Source organism: Aldersonia kunmingensis (genome assembly GCF_001646865.1).
GTDB classification, from domain to species: Bacteria; Actinomycetota; Actinomycetes; order Mycobacteriales; family Mycobacteriaceae; genus Aldersonia; species Aldersonia kunmingensis.
Genome location: NZ_LRRB01000317.1, coordinates 17,594 through 38,803, shown reverse-complemented (window position 1 = coordinate 38,803; position 21,210 = coordinate 17,594). Strand labels below are relative to the sequence as shown.

General features: G+C 67.0%; 24 protein-coding genes and 1 riboswitch. Of the genes, 14 read left to right on the top strand and 10 right to left on the bottom strand.

What is annotated here, in order from left to right:
* The 3 genes from A8G08_RS25570 to A8G08_RS25560 form a co-directional block, all read left to right on the top strand.
* A partial coding sequence (locus A8G08_RS25570) for a transketolase C-terminal domain-containing protein (protein WP_281182184.1) occupies window positions 1–478 on the top strand: 478 nt, incomplete at its 5' end.
* On the top strand, window positions 478–1,737 hold the full coding sequence (locus tag A8G08_RS25565) for a dihydrolipoamide acetyltransferase family protein (protein WP_068280653.1): 1,260 nt from the start codon (window positions 478–480) through the stop codon (window positions 1,735–1,737). The genes A8G08_RS25570 and A8G08_RS25565, both read left to right, overlap by 1 nt.
* A gap of 33 nt (window positions 1,738–1,770) precedes the next feature.
* Complete coding sequence (locus A8G08_RS25560) at window positions 1,771–2,940, top strand: MFS transporter (protein WP_068280649.1); 1,170 nt, start codon at window positions 1,771–1,773, stop codon at window positions 2,938–2,940.
* Between the two features lie 268 nt (window positions 2,941–3,208).
* Here A8G08_RS25560 and A8G08_RS25555 read toward each other — a convergent pair whose 3' ends face one another.
* The 4 genes from A8G08_RS25555 to A8G08_RS25540 all read right to left on the bottom strand — a co-directional run bounded on the left by A8G08_RS25555 (window position 3,209) and on the right by A8G08_RS25540 (window position 6,546).
* A complete protein-coding gene (locus A8G08_RS25555) occupies window positions 3,209–3,544 on the bottom strand; it encodes a hypothetical protein (protein WP_068280647.1) in 336 nt (111 codons plus the stop codon).
* A gap of 121 nt (window positions 3,545–3,665) precedes the next feature.
* The gene (locus A8G08_RS25550; protein WP_068280643.1) at window positions 3,666–5,084 is read right to left on the bottom strand and encodes an NAD(P)(+) transhydrogenase (Re/Si-specific) subunit beta; all 1,419 of its coding nucleotides are present in this window, start codon (window positions 5,082–5,084) and stop codon (window positions 3,666–3,668) included.
* Window positions 5,084–5,431 carry an NAD(P) transhydrogenase subunit alpha part 2 gene (locus A8G08_RS25545; protein WP_068280640.1) on the bottom strand — a complete coding sequence of 116 codons (348 nt, stop codon included), beginning with the start codon at window positions 5,429–5,431 and terminating at the stop codon, window positions 5,084–5,086. Before A8G08_RS25545 ends, A8G08_RS25550 begins: the two co-directional genes overlap by 1 nt.
* A complete protein-coding gene (locus A8G08_RS25540; protein ID WP_068280637.1) occupies window positions 5,431–6,546 on the bottom strand; it encodes a Re/Si-specific NAD(P)(+) transhydrogenase subunit alpha in 1,116 nt (371 codons plus the stop codon). Before A8G08_RS25540 ends, A8G08_RS25545 begins: the two co-directional genes overlap by 1 nt.
* A gap of 180 nt (window positions 6,547–6,726) precedes the next feature.
* Between A8G08_RS25540 and A8G08_RS25535 the strand changes: the two genes are divergently transcribed.
* Window positions 6,727–7,470, top strand: coding sequence for an SIR2 family NAD-dependent protein deacylase (locus tag A8G08_RS25535; RefSeq protein WP_068280635.1), 744 nt, complete (start codon window positions 6,727–6,729; stop codon window positions 7,468–7,470).
* On the opposite strand, the gene A8G08_RS25530 is transcribed toward A8G08_RS25535, so the two are convergent.
* The gene (locus tag A8G08_RS25530) at window positions 7,453–8,784 is read right to left on the bottom strand and encodes a diacylglycerol/lipid kinase family protein (RefSeq protein WP_084436869.1); all 1,332 of its coding nucleotides are present in this window, start codon (window positions 8,782–8,784) and stop codon (window positions 7,453–7,455) included. The genes A8G08_RS25535 and A8G08_RS25530 overlap by 18 nt on opposite strands.
* A gap of 57 nt (window positions 8,785–8,841) precedes the next feature.
* Between A8G08_RS25530 and A8G08_RS25525 the strand changes: the two genes are divergently transcribed.
* From A8G08_RS25525 to A8G08_RS25510, 4 genes are read left to right on the top strand one after another with little or no spacing between them, the layout of a single operon-like run.
* Entirely contained in the window at window positions 8,842–9,279 is a 438-nt protein-coding gene (locus tag A8G08_RS25525) for an HIT family protein (RefSeq protein ID WP_068280632.1), read from the top strand.
* A 1-nt stretch (window position 9,280) separates the two neighbouring features.
* A complete protein-coding gene (locus A8G08_RS25520) occupies window positions 9,281–10,045 on the top strand; it encodes a mycothiol-dependent nitroreductase Rv2466c family protein (RefSeq protein WP_068280629.1) in 765 nt (254 codons plus the stop codon).
* 32 nt (window positions 10,046–10,077) lie between these two features.
* Window positions 10,078–10,899 (top strand): maleylpyruvate isomerase family mycothiol-dependent enzyme, encoded by an 822-nt coding sequence (locus A8G08_RS25515; RefSeq protein ID WP_068280625.1) that lies wholly within the window; start codon window positions 10,078–10,080, stop codon window positions 10,897–10,899.
* Window positions 10,900–10,905: 6 nt separating this feature from the next.
* Entirely contained in the window at window positions 10,906–11,532 is a 627-nt protein-coding gene (locus A8G08_RS25510) for a Type 1 glutamine amidotransferase-like domain-containing protein (protein ID WP_068280621.1), read from the top strand.
* A gap of 6 nt (window positions 11,533–11,538) precedes the next feature.
* Here A8G08_RS25510 and A8G08_RS25505 read toward each other — a convergent pair whose 3' ends face one another.
* On the bottom strand, window positions 11,539–11,844 hold the full coding sequence (locus A8G08_RS25505; protein ID WP_068280677.1) for a hypothetical protein: 306 nt from the start codon (window positions 11,842–11,844) through the stop codon (window positions 11,539–11,541).
* A 192-nt stretch (window positions 11,845–12,036) separates the two neighbouring features.
* On the opposite strand from A8G08_RS25505, the gene A8G08_RS25500 reads away from it, so the two are divergent.
* Together A8G08_RS25500 and A8G08_RS25495 are read left to right on the top strand one after the other, a co-directional pair.
* Window positions 12,037–13,404 carry an FAD-binding oxidoreductase gene (locus A8G08_RS25500; protein ID WP_068280618.1) on the top strand — a complete coding sequence of 456 codons (1,368 nt, stop codon included), beginning with the start codon at window positions 12,037–12,039 and terminating at the stop codon, window positions 13,402–13,404.
* Between the two features lie 56 nt (window positions 13,405–13,460).
* On the top strand, window positions 13,461–13,739 hold the full coding sequence (locus A8G08_RS25495; RefSeq protein WP_068280613.1) for a GNAT family N-acetyltransferase: 279 nt from the start codon (window positions 13,461–13,463) through the stop codon (window positions 13,737–13,739).
* Between the two features lie 293 nt (window positions 13,740–14,032).
* Here the strand turns inward: A8G08_RS25495 and A8G08_RS25490 are convergent, their stop codons facing one another.
* Window positions 14,033–15,613, bottom strand: coding sequence for a carboxylesterase/lipase family protein (locus A8G08_RS25490; RefSeq protein ID WP_084436868.1), 1,581 nt, complete (start codon window positions 15,611–15,613; stop codon window positions 14,033–14,035).
* Window positions 15,614–15,669: 56 nt separating this feature from the next.
* Window positions 15,670–15,766, top strand: a riboswitch (TPP riboswitch).
* Between A8G08_RS25490 and tenA the strand changes: the two genes are divergently transcribed.
* From tenA to A8G08_RS25470, 4 genes are all read left to right on the top strand, one after another.
* Entirely contained in the window at window positions 15,756–16,451 is a 696-nt protein-coding gene (gene tenA / locus A8G08_RS25485; RefSeq protein WP_068280610.1) for a thiaminase II, read from the top strand. Its footprint overlaps the riboswitch before it by 11 nt.
* A gap of 17 nt (window positions 16,452–16,468) precedes the next feature.
* Entirely contained in the window at window positions 16,469–17,509 is a 1,041-nt protein-coding gene (locus tag A8G08_RS25480; RefSeq protein WP_068280668.1) for an ABC transporter substrate-binding protein, read from the top strand.
* The gene (locus A8G08_RS25475; protein ID WP_068280608.1) at window positions 17,487–18,284 is read left to right on the top strand and encodes an ABC transporter permease; all 798 of its coding nucleotides are present in this window, start codon (window positions 17,487–17,489) and stop codon (window positions 18,282–18,284) included. The genes A8G08_RS25480 and A8G08_RS25475 overlap by 23 nt, the downstream gene beginning before the upstream one ends.
* Complete coding sequence (locus A8G08_RS25470) at window positions 18,281–19,099, top strand: ABC transporter ATP-binding protein (RefSeq protein WP_068280671.1); 819 nt, start codon at window positions 18,281–18,283, stop codon at window positions 19,097–19,099. The genes A8G08_RS25475 and A8G08_RS25470 overlap by 4 nt, the downstream gene beginning before the upstream one ends.
* Before the next feature lie 168 nt (window positions 19,100–19,267).
* Here the strand turns inward: A8G08_RS25470 and A8G08_RS25465 are convergent, their stop codons facing one another.
* The 3 genes from A8G08_RS25465 to A8G08_RS25455 are packed head-to-tail and all read right to left on the bottom strand — an operon-like array spanning window position 19,268 to window position 21,206.
* Window positions 19,268–19,567: an Rdx family protein gene (locus A8G08_RS25465; RefSeq protein ID WP_068280667.1), complete on the bottom strand. Its 300-nt coding sequence runs from the start codon at window positions 19,565–19,567 to the stop codon at window positions 19,268–19,270.
* Window positions 19,568–19,576: 9 nt separating this feature from the next.
* On the bottom strand, window positions 19,577–20,815 hold the full coding sequence (locus A8G08_RS25460; protein WP_068280605.1) for an RNA polymerase sigma factor: 1,239 nt from the start codon (window positions 20,813–20,815) through the stop codon (window positions 19,577–19,579).
* 13 nt (window positions 20,816–20,828) lie between these two features.
* Entirely contained in the window at window positions 20,829–21,206 is a 378-nt protein-coding gene (locus A8G08_RS25455; protein ID WP_068280603.1) for a VOC family protein, read from the bottom strand.
* Window positions 21,207–21,210 lie beyond the last annotated feature (4 nt).

Sequence of the window (21,210 nt, the reverse complement as noted above, 5' to 3'; positions counted from 1 at the left end):
GGTGATCTTCTTCGAGCCCAAGCGCCGCTACTGGGACAAGGCAGAAGTCGACCTGGACGCCACCCCGGACCTGCCACTCGACCGCGCCCGTGTCCTAGTGCCGGGCACCGATGCCACGATCGTCTGCTACGGCACGATGGTCGCCACGGCGAAGACATCCGCTGAAATCGCTGCCACGGAAGGTCATTCGCTGGAGGTGATCGATCTGCGCTCGCTCGCGCCGATCGACTTCGACACCATCGAGGCCTCGGTGCGCAAGACCGGTCGTCTCGTGGTCGTACACGAAGCGCCCGGCTACGTCGGGATCGGAGCCGAGATCGCTGCCCGCATCACCGAACGCTGCTTCTACCAGCTCGAGGCGCCCGTGCTGCGCGTATGCGGCTACGACATCCCCTATCCCCCGGCGAAGCTCGAGGAGCACCACCTGCCCGACCCGGATCGGATCCTGGCCGCGGTGGACCGCGCGATGGCAGCCTAGTGAGCACATCGCAGGAGTTCCGCCTGCCTGACCTCGGCGAGGGGCTGACCGACGCCGAACTTGTCTCGTGGGCCGTGGCGGTGGGCGACGTGGTGGCGTTGAACCAGAATATCGCCGAGGTCGAGACAGCGAAGGCCCTTGTCGAGCTGCCCTCACCGTTCGTCGGCACGGTGACCGAACTGCTCGCCGAGCCCGGTGACACGGTGATCGTTGGCGCGCCGTTGCTGCGCATCGCAATCGATGCCCCGGCGGAGTCTGCGCCTGAAGCTGCCCCGCCCGAAGCCGATTCGGAGACCGGCGAGCGGCAGGCGGTTCTCGTTGGTTACGGGCCATCCGCGGCGGCGGTCACTCGTCGGCGTCGGCCCCCACTCAACGGCACGACGACAACGAATGGCACCGATGCCTCCACGCGGCCGGACGCCGTCCCCGCTGCGCGCAAACGGGCACGGGAACTCGGCGTCGACCTCGCCACCGTCGCCGGGAGTGGCTTCGGCGGCGCGATCACCGTGTCCGACGTCGAGGGACAGACCGGTGTCCCCGCGGTGTCCTCCGAACGTGAGACGCGCATCCCCATCGCGGGTGTGCGTAAGCGGACCGCCGCGGCAATGACATTGAGCGCGAGCACGATTCCACAGGTCACCGAGTTCGTCACATGTGACGTCACCGAGTCCGTGGAATTGCTGCACCGGCTGCGCGCGGCACCACTGTTCGACGGCGTCAAGCTCACCCCGCTCGCACTGGTCGCCAAGACGATCGTGACCGCACTGGCCGATCACCCGACGCTGAACTCGCGCTGGGACGAGGACAACGGCGATATCGTGCTGCACCGCTACGTGAACCTCGGCATCGCCGCGGCCACCGAGCGCGGGCTCCTCGTGCCCAAACTTGCCGACGCGCAGCGATACGACCTGAAAGCGCTCGCGGTCGAACTGGACCGGACCATCGCCCTGGCCCGCTCCGGCTCCGCGACCCCGGCAGACCTCACCGGGGCGACCTTCACGATCACCAATGTCGGCGGATACGGCATCGACACCGGCACGCCGATGGTCAACCCGGGCGAGGCAGCGATCCTGTGCCTCGGCGCGTTCGCGAAGCGACCGTGGGTGCTGCCCGGGACCGATGAGATCGCGGCGCGGTGGGTGACCACGCTCGGCCTCTCGTTCGACCACCGGCTGGTCGACGGCGAACAGGCGTCGAAGTTCCTCGCCGACGTCGCCGCCATGCTGACCGAGCCGGGGCTACTGCTCGCGCGCGCCTGACGAGTCGGCGTCAGCCGATTAGGTTGGGAAGGCGTGGCCGTCCCTGTCGTCGCTCCCGAACTCCGCGCCGCCCGCGCAGGCGTGTTCGGGATCTTCGCGCTCAACGGCTTCATGCTCGCGATGTGGGTTGTGCACATCCCGGTGATCAGCGAGCGCGCCGGCGTTTCGAAGGCGACGCTGGGCCTGCTGATCCTGGTGCTGGCCGGCGGCGCGTTGATCGGCATGCAACTCGCTGGGCCGCTGGCGGATCGATTCGGCAGCCGCACGATGGTGACTGCGGCCGCAGTGGCGCTGTGCGTGACCGTGCTCGGACCCGGCTTCGCGCACAACGCGGTTGCCCTCGGCATCGCGCTCATCGTGTTCGGATTCGCCAATGGCGCGCTCGACGTGTCGATGAACGCGCAGGCCGTGCACGTCGAACAGCAGTACAGCCGGCCGATCCTGGCCGCGTTCCACGCGCTGTTCTCGTGCGGCGGGCTAGCTGGTTCGCTCGTCGGAGCCGCGACCCTGGCTATGGGATGGGATGTGCGGTTGACGCTGGCCGTCGCGGCCGCGACCGGACTCGTGGTGACCGCGGCGTGCGTGACCCGCATGCTCCCGCATGTCCCCCACCCACCCACGCACGCGGCGAAGCCCTCCCGGCAACGTTCGCGCACGGTGATCGCTCTCGGCCTGATCGCGTTCGCACTCCTGATGTCGGAGGGCACCGCGCTCGACTGGAGCGCGCTGCAGGTGAAGGAGCACCTCGATACGAGCGACGCCGCAGCAGCCCTCGCCTTCGGCGCGTTCTCGGTCATGATGACGCTCGGCCGATTCGGCGCCGACCGGGTCAGCGCCGCCATCGGCCCGGTGCGCGTCGTCCGCTACGGCACGCTGATCGCCGCGGCCGGCATCGCGGTGGTGATCTTCTCGGATTGGCCGCTGCTGACCCTGGCCGGCTGGGCGCTGTTCGGGCTCGGACTGTCCGGCGGCATCCCCCAGATCTTCACCGCGGCAGGCAACCTGTCCGGCGGCAGCCCGAGCACAAATATGTCGCGCGTGTTCGGGATGGGCTACGTCGGACTGCTCGCGGGGCCGGCCGTGATCGGTTGGCTGACCAAGCTGATCTCGCTCAACTCCGCACTGGTGGTGCCACTGGTGGCGGTACTGCTCGCCTCCGTGTTCGCCGGGGTTGTCTCACCGCGGAGTCCGACCGACCACTGATCCGGGGTTGCCGCTCACGATGTAAGACGGCGCGCAAACCGTGAACGGAAGTTCAGTTGCGCTCAGCGGAGTGAACGGAATCGTTCGTTGCGTCTAACGCACCAAATCTTCCGTTCACCATGTGGGACGCCGCGCAAACCGTGAACGGAAGTTCAGTTGCGCTCAGCGGAGTGAACGGAATCGTTCGTTGCGTCTAACGCACCAAATCTTCCGTTCACCATGTGGGATCTGCTCACTAGGTGGGATTGGCGTCCCGTTCGAGCCGGTGTCAGGAGTTCATGCGGCGGTGCACCCGGACTGTGACATCCGGCCACGGCGGCCTGCGCACTACCGCGATCAGCGACAGGACTGTCGCGGCCAGGCCGACGAAGGTCCCAAACGTCGCAAGGGCGGTGTCATCGGTGACGGCGTGCCAGGTCGCTTTCTCATCAGCGGCTTTGCCGTCGTCGATCACGAAAATGCCGAGGGGCCGCGCGGGCCGAAACCAGCCCGCCGGACGCGTGACGGGAATGATCGTCACTCCATCGGGCGTGCGAAACGGCACGCCGAACACCGCCGAATCACCGGCAACCGCAGGAAGATCGAACTGTTCATGCTCCGTCATCTCCAGCCCTTTCCCGAATCCCGTCAAAATCTTCATTCAGGATAGGAACGGGTCCATCGCGCCGCAGATATGAAAATGGCGGCCAGTCCCTCAGAACCGGCCGCCATTCTGCACACTCCGTCTAGAGCGCTTTCAACTCCTCGGTAACCGCGCCGACCGACTTCTTGGCGTCGCCGAACAACATGCTGGTGTGATCGGAGTAGAACAGCGGATTGTCGATGCCGGCGAACCCGGAGTTCATCGACCGCTTCAGCACGATCACCGACCGGGCCTGGTCGACGTTGAGAACCGGCATGCCGTAGATCGGCGAGGCCGCATCCTCGCGCGCGGCCGGGTTGGTGACGTCGTTGGCGCCGATGACCAGGGCAACATCGGTGCGGTTGAACTCGCCGTTGACGTCGTCCATTTCCTTCATCGCGTCATAGGACACCTCGGCCTCGGCAAGCAGCACGTTCATATGCCCCGGCATGCGGCCGGCGACCGGATGGATCGCGTACTTCACCTCGACGCCCTTGGCCTCGAGCAGCGACGCCATCTCCTTCACCGCGTGCTGTGCCTGCGCGACGGCCATGCCGTAGCCGGGCACCACGATCACCTGGTTGGCGTAGGCCATCTGGATCGCCGCATCCGCCGCGGAGGTGGCCTTGGCCTGCTTCTGCTCGCCGTCGCCGGAGGACACGGCACCGCCGCCGCCACCGAAACCGCCCGCGACGATCGCCGGGATCGAGCGGTTCATGGCCTTGGCCATCAGGTTGGTCAGGATCGAACCGGACGCGCCGACGATCATGCCGGCGACGATCATCGCGGTGTTGTTCAGCGCGAGACCCGCCGCGGCAGCCGACAATCCGGTCAGCGCGTTGAGCAGCGAGATGACAACGGGCATGTCCGCGCCACCGATCGGCAGCACCACCATCAGGCCCAGCACACCGGCGGCGACCAGCAGAATTCCCATCCACAACGGGTCCACACCGCCCTCGGACGCGCCGAGTCCGATCAGCACAGCCGCGCCCACCGCGACGATCAGTAACAGCAGGTTCACCGGCTGCTGCAACCGGCCAAGCCCGATCGGGCGGCCGGGCAGGATCTCCTGCAGCTTGCCGAACGCGATCAGCGAACCCCAGAACGAGATCGAGCCGATGATCGCCGCGAACAGCGAGCCGACGATGATGTGCACGGTCGGTTCCTCGCCGTGCTCGAAGTTCGAAAAGCCGCTGGTGTTGAGGAATTCCGCCCAGGCGATGAGTGCGACCGTGCCACCACCGACACCGTTGAACAGCGCCACCAGCTGCGGCATCGCCGTCATCTTCGTGTACTTCGCCGGCGGAACACCCAGCGCGACACCGATGATCAGGCCCAGTGCGATCAGGATCCATTGGCTGGTGTCACGGATCGCGATCAGCGTCGCGATCACGGCGATCGCCATACCCACCGCGGCGATCTGGTTGCCGCGCACCGCGGTCTTCGGGCCGGTCAGGCCCATCAGACCGTAGATGAACATCGAGAACGCGACGATATAGAGAATGTTGACGAGGTAGTCCATCAGCGCGTGCCCTCCTTGGCAGCAGCCTCACCGTTGGCGGCGGCCTTGGCGGGTTCTTCCTTCTTCGTCTTGAACATGCCGAGCATGCGGTCGGTGACCACGAAGCCACCGATCACGTTCAGGGTTCCGAAGATCAGCGCCACGAACAGGATGATCTGGATCAAAACCGACGGGTTCTCCATCCGGCCCAGCGTCACCAGCGCGCCGAGGACCACGATGCCGTGGATGGCGTTCGTGCCCGACATCAGCGGCGTGTGCAGGGTGTTGGGCACCTTCGAGATCACGGCGAACCCGACGAACCCGGACAACACCAGGATCGCGATATTCGCGAGCAGTTCGTCGTACATCAGTTCCCCTTCGCTTCGCTCGCAACAGGTTCCGCGTCGCGGGTGACGCAGGAATCGGCGAGCACCTGATCCGAGAAGTCGGGGGCGAACTTGCCGTCCACCAACATCAGCTCGAGCAGTGCCGAGATGTTCTTCGCGTACAGCTCCGAGGCGTGCTCGGGCATCGTCGCGGGCAGATTCAACGGCGAGCAGATCGTCACGTCATGTTTGACGGCGGTCTGGCCCGGCTCGGTGAGCTCGCAGTTACCGCCGGTCTCGCCGGCAAGGTCCACGATCACGCTGCCCGGCTTCATGCCCTCCACAGCGGCCGCGGTCACCAGGCGCGGCGCGGGCCGACCGGGCACCAGCGCGGTCGTGATCACCACGTCGAAGCTCTTGATCGCGTTCTCGAGCGCCTGCTGCTGCTGGGCCTGCTCTTCATCGGTCAGCTGACGCGCGTAGCCACCCTCGCCGGCTGCGTCGATGCCGAGATCGAGCCACTGGGCGCCCACCGAGCGCACCTGATCGGCCACCTCGGGACGCACGTCGTAGCCGGTGGTGCGTCCACCGAGGCGCTTCGCCGTGGCGAGCGCCTGCAGGCCGGCCACACCGACGCCGAGTACGAGTACCGTTGCCGGCTTCACCGTTCCGGCCGCGGTGGTCAGCATCGGGAAGAACCGGGTCGATTCCGACGCCGCGAGCAGCACGGCCTTGTAGCCGGCCACGTTCGCCTGTGAGGACAACGCATCCATCACCTGCGCGCGCGAGATGCGCGGGATCGCCTCCACCGCGAACGCCTGCACACCCGCACGCTTCAACTCGGCGATCTTGTTGTCGGCATTTCGCGGGGCCAGGAACCCGATCACCGTCTGCCCACCCGACAGGCGTGCGATCTCGTCATCGGTGGGCGGCGCGACCTTGACCACGACATCGGCCGACCAAGGATCGCCGACCGTCGCCCCGGCGTCGGTGTACAGCTCATCGGGAATGAGGGCGCCGAGACCGGCCTTCTCCTCGACGATCACGTCGACGCCCTTGCTCACGAGGCCCGACACGATCTTGGGCACCAGCGCGACACGGCGTTCGCCGGTCGCGACTTCGCGCACTATCCCGACTCTCGGACGGTTCACAGTCACACCCTCTAACGATGGATTGGTTGTCTCCACAGCTCTGCGGCCTCTCCTATGTCAGCGACGGCAACCCGCAAGTTCATAGAGAGTACTATGAGAGTTGTAATTGTCACTCCCCACGGAGCAGAGCCGTGAGCCTAACGGACAACACATCGGAATTGTGAGGCGAAAGTTACGCTACCGTAGGTGACGGTTCCTCTTCCTGTTGAACTTCAGGCTCTCGCTGCGGAAACGCGCACAATCACGGTCCTCACCGGCGCTGGGATGTCCGCCGAGAGCGGAGTTCCGACCTTCCGTGACGCCCAGACCGGCCTGTGGGCCCGCGTCGATCCCGCGGACCTCGCCACCCCGCACGCGTGGGAATCGGACCCCGCCCTGGTGTGGGCCTGGTACCAGTGGCGCGCCGGGCTCGTGCGCCGCGCCCAGCCCAACGACGGCCACTTCGCGCTCGCCCGCTGGGCCGCGCACGCGGATGTCCGCGTGGTGACCCAGAATGTCGACGATCTGCACGAGCGCGCCGGTAGCGAGGTTGCCTCCCATCTACACGGCAGCCTCTTCGCGCCGCGCTGCAGTGAATGCGGAACACCCGCCGATTCGGTTGAGCCACTCGATGATCCAGTCGAACGGCTCGATCCGCCGGACTGCGACCGTTGCGGCGGTTTGATCCGGCCCGGCGCGGTGTGGTTCGGCGAAGCAATGCCCTCCGAACCGCTCGAACGCGCGATGGAGTGCGCCCAGACCTGCGATCTCATGCTCGTCGTCGGCACATCCGGAGTCGTCTACCCCGCAGCCGGACTGCCCGGGCTCGCGCGCGAAGCCGGTGCGACCGTCGTCGAGATCAATCCCGAACCGACCGGGATCAGCGAGCAGGCCGACCACGTCTGGCGCACGACGGCAGCCGTCGGCCTGGAACTACTGGCGCCGCGCTGAGGTTTTGGTGAGTTCCCACAGCCGCAGCCAGTCCCAGGCGGGGCGCAGCGGCGGGACCCCCGGGCGGTCGCGAGGCAGCCGGACACGCAGGGCCCCCGGCTGGATGCGGCACTTCACCGGCGTCGGAAACATGATCGACTCGCCATCCACGCCCACTGCGATCTCCGCGGCCTCGGAATCGACCACCACCTCGCTGGCCTCGAGGCGAACCATCCCGCGGTTGTGCGCCCGGTTGAACAGGCCGACCGCCTGCCGGGCGCCGCGCACCGAAATCGTCACCACGCCGAGAAGGCCGCTATCGAGTTGCGCCCGCCGGCCGAGTCCGGCGAGGTCGTCGGTCCGGTAGGGGCCGTTGCTCACCAGCACGGCCTGCGGGCCCATGACCGTCGTGTTCTCGGCTCGCGCCACGAGCGGCGCGCCGCGCTTGCCGGCCAGCACGTCGGGCAGCAGATCGAGGACGGTCCGTACTTTGTCGGCGCGATAAGCGGGACTACGAACCACCTCGGCGTAAACGCCGAACGAGGCGTTGTTCACGAACGGGTGGCCACCCACTTCTCCGAGGTCGACGCGAATCTCGACCCCATCGGTCAGCGCGGATAGTGACCGGACCGGATCGTCGCGGTCGATGCCGAGATCGAGCGCGAAATGATTGCGCGTCCCCGCACTGATCACGAGGAACGGCAGGCCGTTCTGGGCCGCGACCTGGGCCACCAACGCTTGGGTGCCATCACCGCCCGCTGCTCCGAGCAGGTCGGCGCCACGCGCGACCGCCTGGCGAGCCAGCTCGGCAACATCCACATGCCCCGGGCCTTGGATCAACACCACCTCGGCGCCGAGCGCCTCCGCGCGGCGAATCAGGTCGAACTGCCCGACCTTGCCGCCACCGGAATTCGGATTCATCAGCAGGATCGGGTGTGCCGGGGGCGGCACTGCGATCTCGGGCGACGGCGGCACACGACCGTCGCGTACCAGCGCCGCGCGTCCCCACCACACCGCCGCGGCCAGCAGGACCACGATCGGTATCAAGGCCCAGAAGAGTCCGGCATTGACGATCGCGGCGATCACGGCGAGCGGGATGATGACCACCACTGCCAGCGAGATCCATCGCAGGGCACCGCGATTGACGAGAAACGCGTACAGCGCGGCGATCGTGAGCACTGCCCCACCGACACACACCGCCAGTAGGGCGACCGTGCGGAACAGACCGACGACCACCACAAGCAACGCGATGGCCACGAAAAGCGCCGCGAACGCTCCGCGGGCCAGCAGGCGCGTTCGCGAATCAACGACGGACGCGGAATCCTCGGCCGCCACAGGCGACTCCTCTCTTGCACTGTTCCGTGGCGTCGTCGCCGCGCCTAGGGTTACCCCGTGAGCTCATGCATCTTCTGTCAGATCGTGCGCGGCGAAGCTCCGGCTACCAGAGTGTACGAGGACGACGACTTCCTGGCGTTCCTCGACATTCGCCCAATTACGCGCGGTCACACACTCGTGATCCCGAAGCAGCATTCGACGGAGCTCGAGGATCTCGATCGGGATGCGGGCGCCCGGTTGTTCCGCCTCGGCCACCATCTCGCTCTCGCCATGCGCCGCAGCGATCTCGCAGCGGACGGGGCGAACCTGGCCCTCAACGACGGCACCGCGGCATTCCAGACCGTGGGACATGTGCACCTGCATGTGGTTCCGCGCCAGCATGGCGACAAACTGCGCTTCGCCACCGGCCTGGTGCTGCGCCGGAGCAAAGACGCGGAGGCAACCGCGGCGGCCATCCGCACGGGATTGAGAAAATTCGAAAGCGAGGGCAGCTGAGATGAACTCGCCTGCCGCACCTGCCACGGTCGACTTCCATTTCGACCCCATGTGCCCGTTCGCGTTTCACGCCTCGGTCTGGATCCGCGAGGTACGCGCCCGAACCGGGCTGGAGATCAACTGGCGATTCTTCAGCCTCGAGGAGATCAATCGCGTCGACGGGAAGAAGCACCCGTGGGAACGCGAATGGTCCTACGGCTGGTCATTGATGCGCATCGGCGCCCTGCTGCGCCGCACCGATATGGCGCTGCTCGACCGGTGGTACGCCCTGATCGGCACGGAGTTGCACCTTCAGGGCGGAAAACCCCACGATCCCGAGGTCGCGCGGGTGCTGCTCGACCACCTCGGCGTCAGCGACACGCTCCTCGATGACGCGCTCGCGGACCCGACCACTCACGACGACGTGCTCGCCGACCATCGACGCGTGGTCGAGAGCGGCGGTTTCGGCGTACCGACACTGTTCTTTCCCGATGGGCAGAAGTTCTTCGGCCCGGTCCTCGTCAACCCGCCCGCCGGTGAGCGCGCCGAACGGTTGTGGGATGTGGTCGTCGGCCTGCTCGAATTCCCCAACGTCTACGAGATCCAGCGCCCCAAGGGCGAGCGCGAGGTCACCGATATCGCCACCGCGTTGAAGCCGTACGTCTCTGGCCGGGACTGGGTGAGCATCGACCGCGGCCGGGTCATCGATCTGTCCGGTGTGGGGGCGTTTACGCCCACGCCACCGCATGGGTCGGCGACCGGCGAAGAACCTGCCCAAAGGGGCTAGGGAGCCCCGGACGGCGGGTCTACAGTGACCCCATGACCGCGCCGACGATCGACCAGAACCGCGTCACGAGCGCGCTGCTTGCGCAGTGGGATGTCACGGACGCTCTCATCAGCGGGCTCGATATCCAGGGCTGGCGCGCGCCGACACCACTCCCGGGCTGGACCGTGCACGACGTGATCTCGCACATCATCGGCACGGAATCGATGCTGCTCGGGATCGATCCGCCGCTGGCCGCCCTGGAAACACCGGCCTCGTACGTGCGCAACGAGATCGGCAGCTTCAACGAGCTGTGGGTCGAAGGGCTGCGTAGCTACTCTGCCGAGCAGATGATCGACCGATTCCGCGATGTCACCGGCCAGCGTCGCCGGATCCTCACGGATCTGACGGACGAGGAGTGGAATGCGCCCTCCTGGTCGCCCGTCGGGCAGACCACGTACGGGCACTTCATGCGAATCCGGCTGTTCGACTGCTGGATGCACGAACTCGACATTCGTGACGGCCTGAAGTCCCCCGGCGAGGAGGGCGACGAACGCGCGCAGCTCGCGTTCCCCGAGATCAGCGGCGCGATCGGCTTCATCGTCGGCAAGCTCGGCAAGGCACCCGACGGTTCCCGCGTGACGATCGAACTGACCGGACCGCTGGCACAGGTCATCCATGTCGCCGTCGACGGTCGCGCCAAGAAGGTCGACGCTCTCGACGGACCCGCCACCGCCACACTGACATTGGACTCGCGGATGTTCGTCCGGCTGGTCGGCGGTCGCGCGATCTACGACCAGCATGCCGGCGAGATCGAGTTCGGCGGTGACACCGCGCTGGCCGAGCAGATCGCGCGGAAACTCGCCTTCACCATCTGATCTCGCGTGCGGCTATTTCTGGCGAGCTACCGGTTCGGCGCGCACCAGCAACGGTTGCTTGACATGGTTGGTGAGCACAAACGGGTGGCCGTGATCGCGAACGCGTGCGACGCTTGGGGCGACGCCGCGCGCAGCTCCGCACTGACCAGCGACCTGGTTCCGCTGCGCAAGTTGGGTTTCGACGCATGCGAGGTGGATCTGCGCGACTTCATCGGCGCGCCGGACGCCCTGCGCGAGGCACTCACCGATGCCGGCTTCCTCTGGGTGCGCGGCGGTAACACCTTTGTGCTGCGCGCCCAACTGGCCCGCAGCGGCGGTGATCATGTTCTCGCGCAAATGCTTTCCGAGGATGCGATCGTCTATGCGGGTTACAGCGCGGGTGCGTGCGTATTGACCCCGTCACTGGCGGGGCTCGACACGGTCGACGATCCCGCGGAGGTCGAGCCGACCTGCGGCATCGCGCCGATCTGGACCGGACTAGGCCTCGTGTCGCAAGCGATTGTGCCGCACTATGATTCGGATCCCGATGCCACGGCGCAGGCCGTGCGCTATCGCGAGCAGGGCGTCGCGCACTGGGCGCTCACCGACGAGCAGGTAGTGCTGGTCGACGGCGGCGAACCCGAGCTGCTCTGAAGGGGCTCAGCCAATTTGGGAGAGCGGTGCGAGCCGGTCCAGCACGGCCCACGAGGTGCGGCAGCGCCGCAGGGTCATCTCGTCGGCTTCGGTGAGGAGGATGTCGAGGAGGGTGCGCGGATTCATCCGCCACTCCCGCGCGATCTCACGCAGGTCGTCGTCGCCGACCCGCCCGCTCTCCCTGAGAGCCCGCAGCCAGTCATCGATTTCACCGCGATGCAGCGCCTCGATCGTCTCGTAATCGAGTCCGCCGTCATGGCATTCGCCACCGAACATCGCCACTGCAACATCACTGCGATCGTCCGAAGTCATGCTGGCCTCCTCGACTCCCGGCCACCCCGTGACCGGCATGTCTCGACAGTGGCGCACACGTAACCAGTTGGCGGGCAAATTCCGGCCTCACACCGCCAACGATCCGGTAACGGATGTTTCGCGAGTGAAGATTGTGACCGGCCACCAAACCGCCCGCAACTTCCCCGATTGGGCCTTCTTTCGCCGCGTAACGTGGCTTTCGTGAGCCTCACCGAGCTGATCGCGCAACTCCCCGACGGGTCGGTGCTGACCGATCCGGAGGTCACCGAGGGTTACCGCCAGGACTGGGCCCGCGATCCCAACGCCGGCAAACCGCTTGCGGTGGTGCGCGCCACGAGCACGGCCGATGTCCAAAACGTGCTGCGCTGGGCCAGCGCGAACGGTGTCCCTGTCGTACCGCGCGGCGCGGGGTCGGGTCTGTCCGGCGGGGCGACCGCCGTGGACGGCGGCATTGTGCTGAGCACCGAGCGGATGCGCGACATCACCGTCGACCCAGTGACCCGCACGGCAGTAGTCGGGCCGGGACTGTTCAACGCCGAGGTGAAGCGCGCCGTCGCCGAGCACGGACTGTGGTACCCGCCGGACCCGTCATCGTTCGAAATCTGTTCGATCGGCGGCAACACCGCCACCAACGCCGGTGGGCTGTGCTGCGTGAAGTACGGCGTCACCACCGATTACGTGCTCGGCATGCAGGTGGTGCTCGCGGATGGCACCGCGGTACACCTCGGCGGTCCGCGGCTGAAGGATTCCGCGGGACTGTCGTTGACCAAGCTGTTCGTGGGCAGCGAGGGCACGCTCGGCGTCATCACGGAGATCACGCTGCGGCTCATCCCCGCGCAACCGAAGCAGACCACTGTGGTCGCGACCTTCGCGACGCTGGAGGAGTCTGCGGCCGCGATCCTCGCGATCACCCGCCTGCTGCGGCCATCGATGCTCGAGTTCATGGACAAAGTCGCGATCAACGCCGTCGAGGACGAACTGAAGATGGGCCTCGATCGCGACGCCGAGGCCCTTGTGGTCGCCCGCTCCGATGCGCCGGGCCCGTACGCGGCGCAGGAGGCCGAGACGATGGCGCAGGCGTGCCGCGAGCACAACGCCATCGAGGTCTTCCACACCGATGATCCCGAGGAGGGCGAAGCATTCTGCGCGGCAAGGCGATTCGCAATCCCGGCGGTGGAGCGCAAGGGCAGCCTGCTACTCGAGGATGTCGGTGTGCCGGTGCCCAAGCTGGCCGAACTTGTGCGCGGCATCGCGGACATCGCTGCGGAACGCGACGTGATGGTGTCGGTTATCGCGCATGCCGGTGACGGCAACACCCACCCGCTGATCGTCTACAACCCCGACGACGTCGCGATGACCGAGCGCGCCCACCTCGCGTTCGGCGAGATCATGAGCCTCGCGATCGGGCTCGGCGGCACCATCACCGGCGAGCATGGCGTGGGCAGGCTGAAGAAGGCGTGGCTGCCGGACTACCTCGGCCCGGACGTCATGGAGCTGACCCGGCGGATCAAGGAGGCCCTGGACCCACAGGGCATCCTCAACCCCGGTGCAATGCTCTGACCTGCGGGATAGTTCGGCTGGGGAACAATCCCTCCGCCCGTGTCGTTGCAGCCGTCATGGCAACCAGGATCGAACACAACGAAGCGAAGAGCCGCTACGACCTCTTTCTCGACGGTGAACTGGCTGGGTATGCCGAGTACGCGGAGAATGCGGGGGTGCGCGACTTCAACCACACCCTGACGCTGCCGCAGTACCGCGGGCACGGCGTCGCTGCGCAGGTCGTCGGGCACGCACTGGCCGATACCCGCCAGGCAGGCTTCAAGGTCCGGGCCAGTTGCTGGTACGTCGACGAATACATCGCCAAGAACCGCGAGTTCGCCGACCTCGTCGCCTAGCGCAAACCCCCACTCGCCCCCGTTCGCCGACCGGCTGACGGGGGCGAAGTTTTGCACCCGGGAAGCGAGGCCAACGATTGCAAAACTTGTATACGGGGGCAATGTTTCGCCCCCACGAACACAATTCGCACCCGGGAAGCCTGGCCAAACGGGTGCGATTTGTGTAGACGGGGCCGAAAATTCGCACCCAAACGCATACTTTGCACCCGCGAAGCGACGCGAAACGGGGGCGAATTGTGTTCGTGTGGGCAAAGTTTCGCCCACACGAACAAGTTTTGCTCGCCTGAACGCGGTTACGTGAAGGCCGTCACCCGGTCGCCCCAGGCGTCGCGCAGCTCCTTGTCCGGGTCGTTCGCGAGTTTGTCGGCCGTATCGATCAACAGCGTCGCGCGCGTCTCTTCGTCGTACGGCGCCCAGTGTTTCGAGCCGTCGATCGCTGCCGGTACTCCGTGCGCGGCGAACGCCAGCCAGCGCCGCTGAATGCGCCCGGCAACATCCATCGCCGCCTTCCTGCCGCCGAGCCAGAACGTCGGGTCGCGGTCGAAGGTGTTGAAGTTGCCGAATACGTAGGGCAATTCCATCGCGTGTCCGGCACCGACCCGAGCCGCCTTGAGCATCGGGGTCGCGTAATCGAACCGGTACAGCCAGGTGGGCGCAAACTTGCTGTGCGCCTCCGCAATCCACAGCGCCGGCATCCGGAATCCAGCATCCGTCGCCAGCGCCATTGCCCCACGGTTCTTACCGAGGTGTGGATAGGCCGCCACGATCTGCGCGAGCTGCTCCGGCGGCTCGTCGGGATGGTCCGCTGCGAGCTGGCGCAGCATCTCATTCACCGTGTTCGGTGAGACCGGGATCAGCGTCGAACGCAGCAGCCGGAACAGCGTGGTCTCGTCCTTGTTGGTGCCGATGATCAATGGGACGCGGTGTGCGAGCCCCTTGCGATAGGCCGACACCGGATAGCGCGGGATGAACTCGCCGTCGACCACGGGCGCGATGGCGAGCGTGCCGGGCACCGTGGTGGCGATCTTGTCGATCAACCGGTTGGTCGCCTCGGAGATCCGCTGGACGTCCATCGAATACAGATCGGCAGCCATCCGGGGCGTGAGACCGAGTAGGTCGAGGAACAGGCTCGCGACGTTCTCCGCCCGCTCCGGGCCGTACACCGATGTCGCGGGTGGGCTCTGCGCAATCGCCCGGTGGAACAACCCCTCGGCGGCAGGGATGGTGAGGAGCGTCGTCACGGACGCGCCGCCCGAGGACTCGCCGAAGATCGTCACCTTGTCGGGGTCGCCGCCGAAGAAGGCGATGTTGTCGCGCACCCATTCGAGCGCGGCAACCTGATCACGCAGGCCGAGGTTGCTCTCGAACACGGCGTCGTCGGTCGAAAGCGCCGAGAAGTCGACGAAGCCGAACGCGCCGAGCCGGTAGTTGATCGTCACCACCACGACATCGCCGAGTTCGGCGAGATGGCGGCCGTCGTAGATCGACTGTGCACCGGTGCCCAGGCAGTACGCGCCGCCGTGGATCCACACCATCACCGGACGCGCTGGCCGAGCGTCGTCGTGACGAGGTGAGAAAACGTTGAGCCACAGGCAGTCGGGGCCCTCCTGCAACGCGCCGGCGATGGGCACGAAGTTGTTCAGGCTCTGCGGTGCGATCTCGCCGAACTTCGAACAGTCCCGGACATCGGTCCAGGACTGCGGCGGCCGCGGCGACCGGAACCGGTTCGGCCCGGCGATCGAGTCGGCGTAGGGAATGCTGCGCCAGACCGCGGTCGTTCCCTCGCGCAGGCCGCGTACGGGGCCATAGCTCGTCTCGGCAACCGGACCCTCGGCGTCGATGGTCGGTTCGACAACGGTGTCGGTCTCGTCCATACCCGCCTCCCTTCCCTGCCGACACTAACCCCGACGAGTGGTGCTGCTAGTGTCGGCTCACTGACACGGGGTGCGCCGCGAGTGCGGAGCTGAGATAAAACCCGCGAACCTGATGCAGGTAATGCTGACGAAGGGATGTCATGTGAATATTTCGCAGGACACGTATACCGATTTTCTCTGGGCGCAGACCGAGCAGCTGCGCAAGTCGATCGACGACCTCGAATTCCTTCGACGGCTCGGTGACGGCACGCTCCCGCTCGATGTCTTCCGCACCTACATCGATCAGGACGCGCTCTATCTCGAGGGCTATGCGAAGGCGCTCGCGCTGCTTGCCGCGCGCTGCCCGGACCCGGCCACCGCGGGCTTCTGGGCCAAGGCTGCCGCGACTGCGGCCACGGTGGAACTGTCGCTGCACCAGAACCTGCTCAGCGGCGGCACCTTGCCCGAGCCGGCCGATCCCGTCACCCACTCCCCCGCGTGCCTCGGCTACGTGTCGTACCTGATCGCCGCCGCGGCCACCGAGCCGTACGCGGTCGCCGCGGCCGCGGTGCTGCCGTGCTTCTGGATCTACGCGGATGTCGGACGCCGGCTCGCGTCGAGCGCCAAAGACGTGCTCGCCGCCGACCCGAACCACCCGTATGCCCAGTGGGTGGCGACGTACGACAGCCCCGAGTTCCAGGAAGAGGTCACGGCCGCCTGCGCCGCGGTCGACCGCGCGGCCGAGGCCGCCACCGAGGAGCAGCGGGCAGCGATGCTCGACGCGTTCGTCATCGCCAGCCGCTATGAGCTGATGTTCTGGGACACCGCACTGCACCCGTCACCCTGGCCCGCCGCATGACTTCGAAGGATTTCGCGATGACTCCCGACCGCCCGTTGCGTCACCGTCGCGCTCGCGCGGGCGTCGTGCTGGCCGTGGCCGCCCTACTGCTGACCGTCCTGACGGCGTGCGGCAGTGGCTCGTCCGACGAGAACACGATCCGCTTTGCGCTCGACTGGACGCCGAACACGAACCACACCGGACTGTTCGTCGCGATGCAGGAGGGCTACTTCGCCGACGCAGGACTCGATGTCGAGGTGCTGCCGTACAACAGCGCCTCGCCGGACACGCTCATCGACTCCGGCAATGCCGAGTTCGGGATCAGCACCCAATCGCAATCCACGTTCGCCAAGGCCGCCGGCGCCGACGTGGTGTCCGTCCTTGCGCCGCTGCAGCATTGGGCGACGGGTATCGGTGTGCGCGCCGACCGCGCCGACATCGTGAGCCCGCGCGACCTCGACGGCAAGACCTATGCCGGATTCGGCGATGCCGGTGAAGAGGCGACGCTCGAGCAGGTCATCCGCAACGACGGCGGCAAGGGCGAGTTCCAGAACGTCACGCTCGGCACCTCCGCGTACGAGGCCGTCTACTCCGGACAGGCCGACTTCACCGTGCCGTACATCGCGTGGGAGGGGATCGAGGCGCAGCACAACGGGACGCCGTTCAAGATATTCGACTACACCAACTACGGCTTCCCCGACGCCTACGCGATCGTGGTGAACGCCAGCAATCCGTGGCTCGCCGAGCACCCCGAGCAGGCCCGCAAGTTCGTGCAGGCGCTGCAGAAGGGCTACCAGCTCGCCGCCGACGACCCGGCACGTGGCGCGCAGGATCTCATCGACGCCAACCCGGACGCGTTCACCGACGAGGCAATGGTCCGCGAAAGCCAGGACATGCTCGCGGCGAAGTACATGAAGGACACGGACGGACGGGTCGGCGCGCAGAACCTCGAGCGCTGGACCGGCTACTCGCGATTCCTCTACGAGCACGGCCTGCTCGTCGACGAATCCGGCAAACCCCTTGCCACCGAACCGGATTGGTCCACCTATTTCACCGATGACTATCTCGTCCGCACCTGACGCTCCCACCCGATTCCGACTGGCGACAGTCGGTCCGGCGCTGGTGTTCGCGGCCGTTCTGGTCGCGGCGTGGCAGGTGTACGTGATGGTGAGTGGGGTCGGGCCGAGGGTGCTGCCCTCCCCTGCCCGGGTGGTCGAGCAGGGCTGGTCCCACCGCGACGCGATCCTCACGAACGCCACCTCGACGCTCTGGGTGACGGTGATCGGTTTCGCCGTATCGCTCGCTCTGGCCTGGGCTGTGGCGATTGCGATCGACTTCTCCAGGGTGCTGCGGCGGGCCCTCGTCCCCATGTTCGTGGTGTCGCAGACGCTTCCGATCATCGCGATCGCCCCACTGCTGATCATCTGGTTCGGCTTCGGCCTGCTACCGAAGGTTGTCATCGTGGTGCTGACCACGTTCTTCCCCATGGCGATCGGGCTGATCGAGGGATTCGCGGCCACCGATCGCGACGCCGGCTCCCTGCTGCGCAGCATGGGCGCCTCGCGCTGGACCGAGTTCCGTTATGTGCGACTGCCTTCCGCACTGCCGCGATTCTTCACCGCGCTCCGGATCGGTATCACCTACGCTGTCGTGGCGTCGGTGTTCGCCGAATATGCTGGGGCCAGTGCGGGACTCGGCATCTACATGGCCCAACAGAAGAACATGTTCCGCACCGATCTGGTGCTCGCTGCTGTGGTCGTGACGGCGCTCATTACCCTTGTGCTGTTCGCGGCGACCTATGCCGTCGAGCGGATCGTGGCGCCGTGGGCCGAGCAGGAACGCAGGTCGCGATGAGCGCGGTCGGAATCGAAATCGCAAGGGTGCGCAAGGCATTCGCGATCCGCGGCGGCTCCCGACCGGTGCTCGACGGGGTGTCGTTCACCGTCGCGCCGGGCGAGTTCGTGGCGTTGATCGGACCGAGTGGCTGCGGCAAGAGCACGGTGTTCAACCTGCTCGCCGGACTCGATAGCGCGGACGACGGCCTGCTGCGGGTCGGCGATGACCAGGTCGCGCACGGCTCGAAGCGCTCGGCGAACCGCCATTGCGCGTACATGCCACAGAAGGACCTGCTCTTCCCGTGGCGCACGGTACTGGAGAACACCGCCCTTGGGCTGGAGGTAGCCGGGATGGGCAAGCCCGCGGCGCGGGAACGTGCGCGGGAGTTGTTCCCCGCGTTCGGCCTCGCCGGATTCGAGGACGCACGGCCATTCCAGTTGTCCGGTGGGATGCGTCAGCGGGCCGCGATGCTGCGCACGGTGGTGCAGGACCGGCCGGTGCTCCTGCTCGACGAGCCGTTCGGTGCACTCGATTCGCTGACCCGCACGGAGATGCAGAACTGGCTGCAGGGCGTGTGGCAGAACGACCGGCGAACAGTCCTCATGATCACCCACGACATCCGCGAGGCCGTCTACCTCGCCGACCGGGTGATCGTGCTGTCCGCGCGGCCCGCACGGGTGCGTCGCGAGGTCGCGGTTCCGCTGCCACGGCCCCGGGAGTTGTCGATGCTCACCGCGCCGGAGTTCGTTGCGGTGGAACAGGAATTGATCGAAGTGCTGCACGAGGAATCGCGGCGGGCGCTCGCGGATCAGGAGTCCCGCGGGAGCAGCTGAGCCGGTCGCGCTGTTCCGGGGCGCCGGCCACCTCGTCGAGGCGCGGTTTGCGGGGAGCCGTCCCTCGCCGCGCACCTTTCAAGCCATCGCGCACGCCCAGACATGCGCGCTGACCGCAAAAGGTGCGCGGCGAGGTCATCCCCGCGAACTGAACTATTCGAGAACGGGTCAGTGCTTGCGGTCGACGTGCCCGAGATCGCGTTCCGGCACCGCGATATCCCGGACCCGCTGCTTGAGCACCGCAATATCGGGAAAACCGCCGTCCACCTTGCGGTCCCACACCTGCTGCCCGTCGACCGTCACGCGAAACACGCCACCCTCGCCGGGAACCAGCGCGACCTCCCCGAGCTCGGTCGCGAAGGTGCTCAGCAGCTCCTGCGCCATCCAGCCCGCGCGCAGCAGCCAGCGGCACTGCGTGCAGTACTCGATGGCGACCCGCGCCGTGCCTGCCTCCGGGAGTTCGGTCATGCGCACACGCTAACCGTCCACCCGTTCCGCGCGCTCTTCGAGATAGCGCCGCTCCGGCATGCTCGATGTGCGCTGCGCGGCGTCGCGGTACGCGGCCGCCGCGCCGCTCCCATCCCCGGCCATCTCGAGCAGGTGCGCCCGCACCGCCCGCAGCCGGTGATGTTCGGCGAGCCGCTGATCGTCGTCGAGGGTCGCGAGGAGCTTGAGCCCCGCCTGCGGGCCACGCACCATCGCGACGGCAACGGCACGGTTCAGAGTGACCATCGGACCGGGCGACAGCCGCTCGAGCACCTCGTACAGCGCCTCGATCTGCGCCCAATCGGTCTCCTGCGCGCTCGGCGCCTCGTCGTGCAGCGCGGCGATCGCGGCCTGGATTTGATACGGCCCGACCGGCCCGGACCGCAGCGCTTCGGTCACCAGCCCGACGCCCTCGGCAACCACGTCCGCGTTCCAGCGGCTGCGGTCCTGCTCGTCGAGCGGTACGAGCGAACCGTCCGGACGAACCCGCGCGGCCCGGCGGGCGTCGGTGAGCAGCATGAGCGCCAGCAGCCCAGCCACCTCGCCGTTGTCCGGCATCAGCCCGCGCACGGTGCGGGCAAGCCGGATCGCCTCGCCGGTGAGGTCGGTGCGCTGCAACTCGTCGCCTGTGGTCGCGGTGTAGCCCTCGTTGAAGACGAGATACAGCACGTGCAGGACGGCCGCGAGGCGCACCGGCAACTCGGCTTGCGACGGCATCGTGAACTGAGCGCCGTCCTTGCGCACCTTCTGCTTCGCGCGGCTGATCCGTTGCGCCATCGTCGATTCCGGTGCCAGGAAGGCGGCGGCGATCTCACCCGTGGACAGCCCACCGACCGCGCGCAGCGTCAGCGCCACCTGCGAAGACGGCGTGAGCGCGGGGTGGCAGCACAGAAACAGCAAGGTCAAGGTGTCATCGCTGGCGCGCTCCTCGTCTGCTGCGGGCGCGCTTGCCCGGAACGCCGGATCGAGCGTCGCTGCGCCCGCTTCGCGTGTCCGCCGGGCAGACTCGCTGCGGAATTGATCGGTGAGCCTTCGCGCGGCAACGGTGATGAGCCAGCCGCGCGGATTGTCCGGCAGCCCTTCCTCGGGCCACTGCTGCGATGCGGCGAGCAGCGCCTCCTGCACCGCATCCTCCGCGGCGTCGAAATGGCCGTAGCGGCGCACTAGTGCACCGAGGACGCTCGGCGCGAGTTCTCGCAGCAGGTCCTCGGTGCGTGGCGGGAGCGTCACAGCGGGAGCGTAGCTATTCCTGCAGTACCGACAGGATGTTTCCGCACGGGTCCTTGAACCAGGCGATCGCCGGACCCTGCGGGTCGCGGGCGACTCCGAGCTCGTCCTGCTCGAATCCGTCGTAGCGTTCGAATGTGATTCCGCGCGAGGTCAGTTCGCGCACAGTCGAATCCACGTCGGACACCACAAAGTTGAGCACGGTGAACGTTGCCGGACTGTGCCCTTCGCCCTTGGGGTAGATCAGCACCTGACCTCCGCCGCCGGTATCGATCGCCAGCAGTCCCATGTCCTGTTCGCTGACGGACAGACCCAACGTGTCGGCGTAGAACTTCCTGGCGGTGTCAGTGTCATCGACGGAGAACCCACTGAAGATATTGGCTTTGTCGAGCATGTCG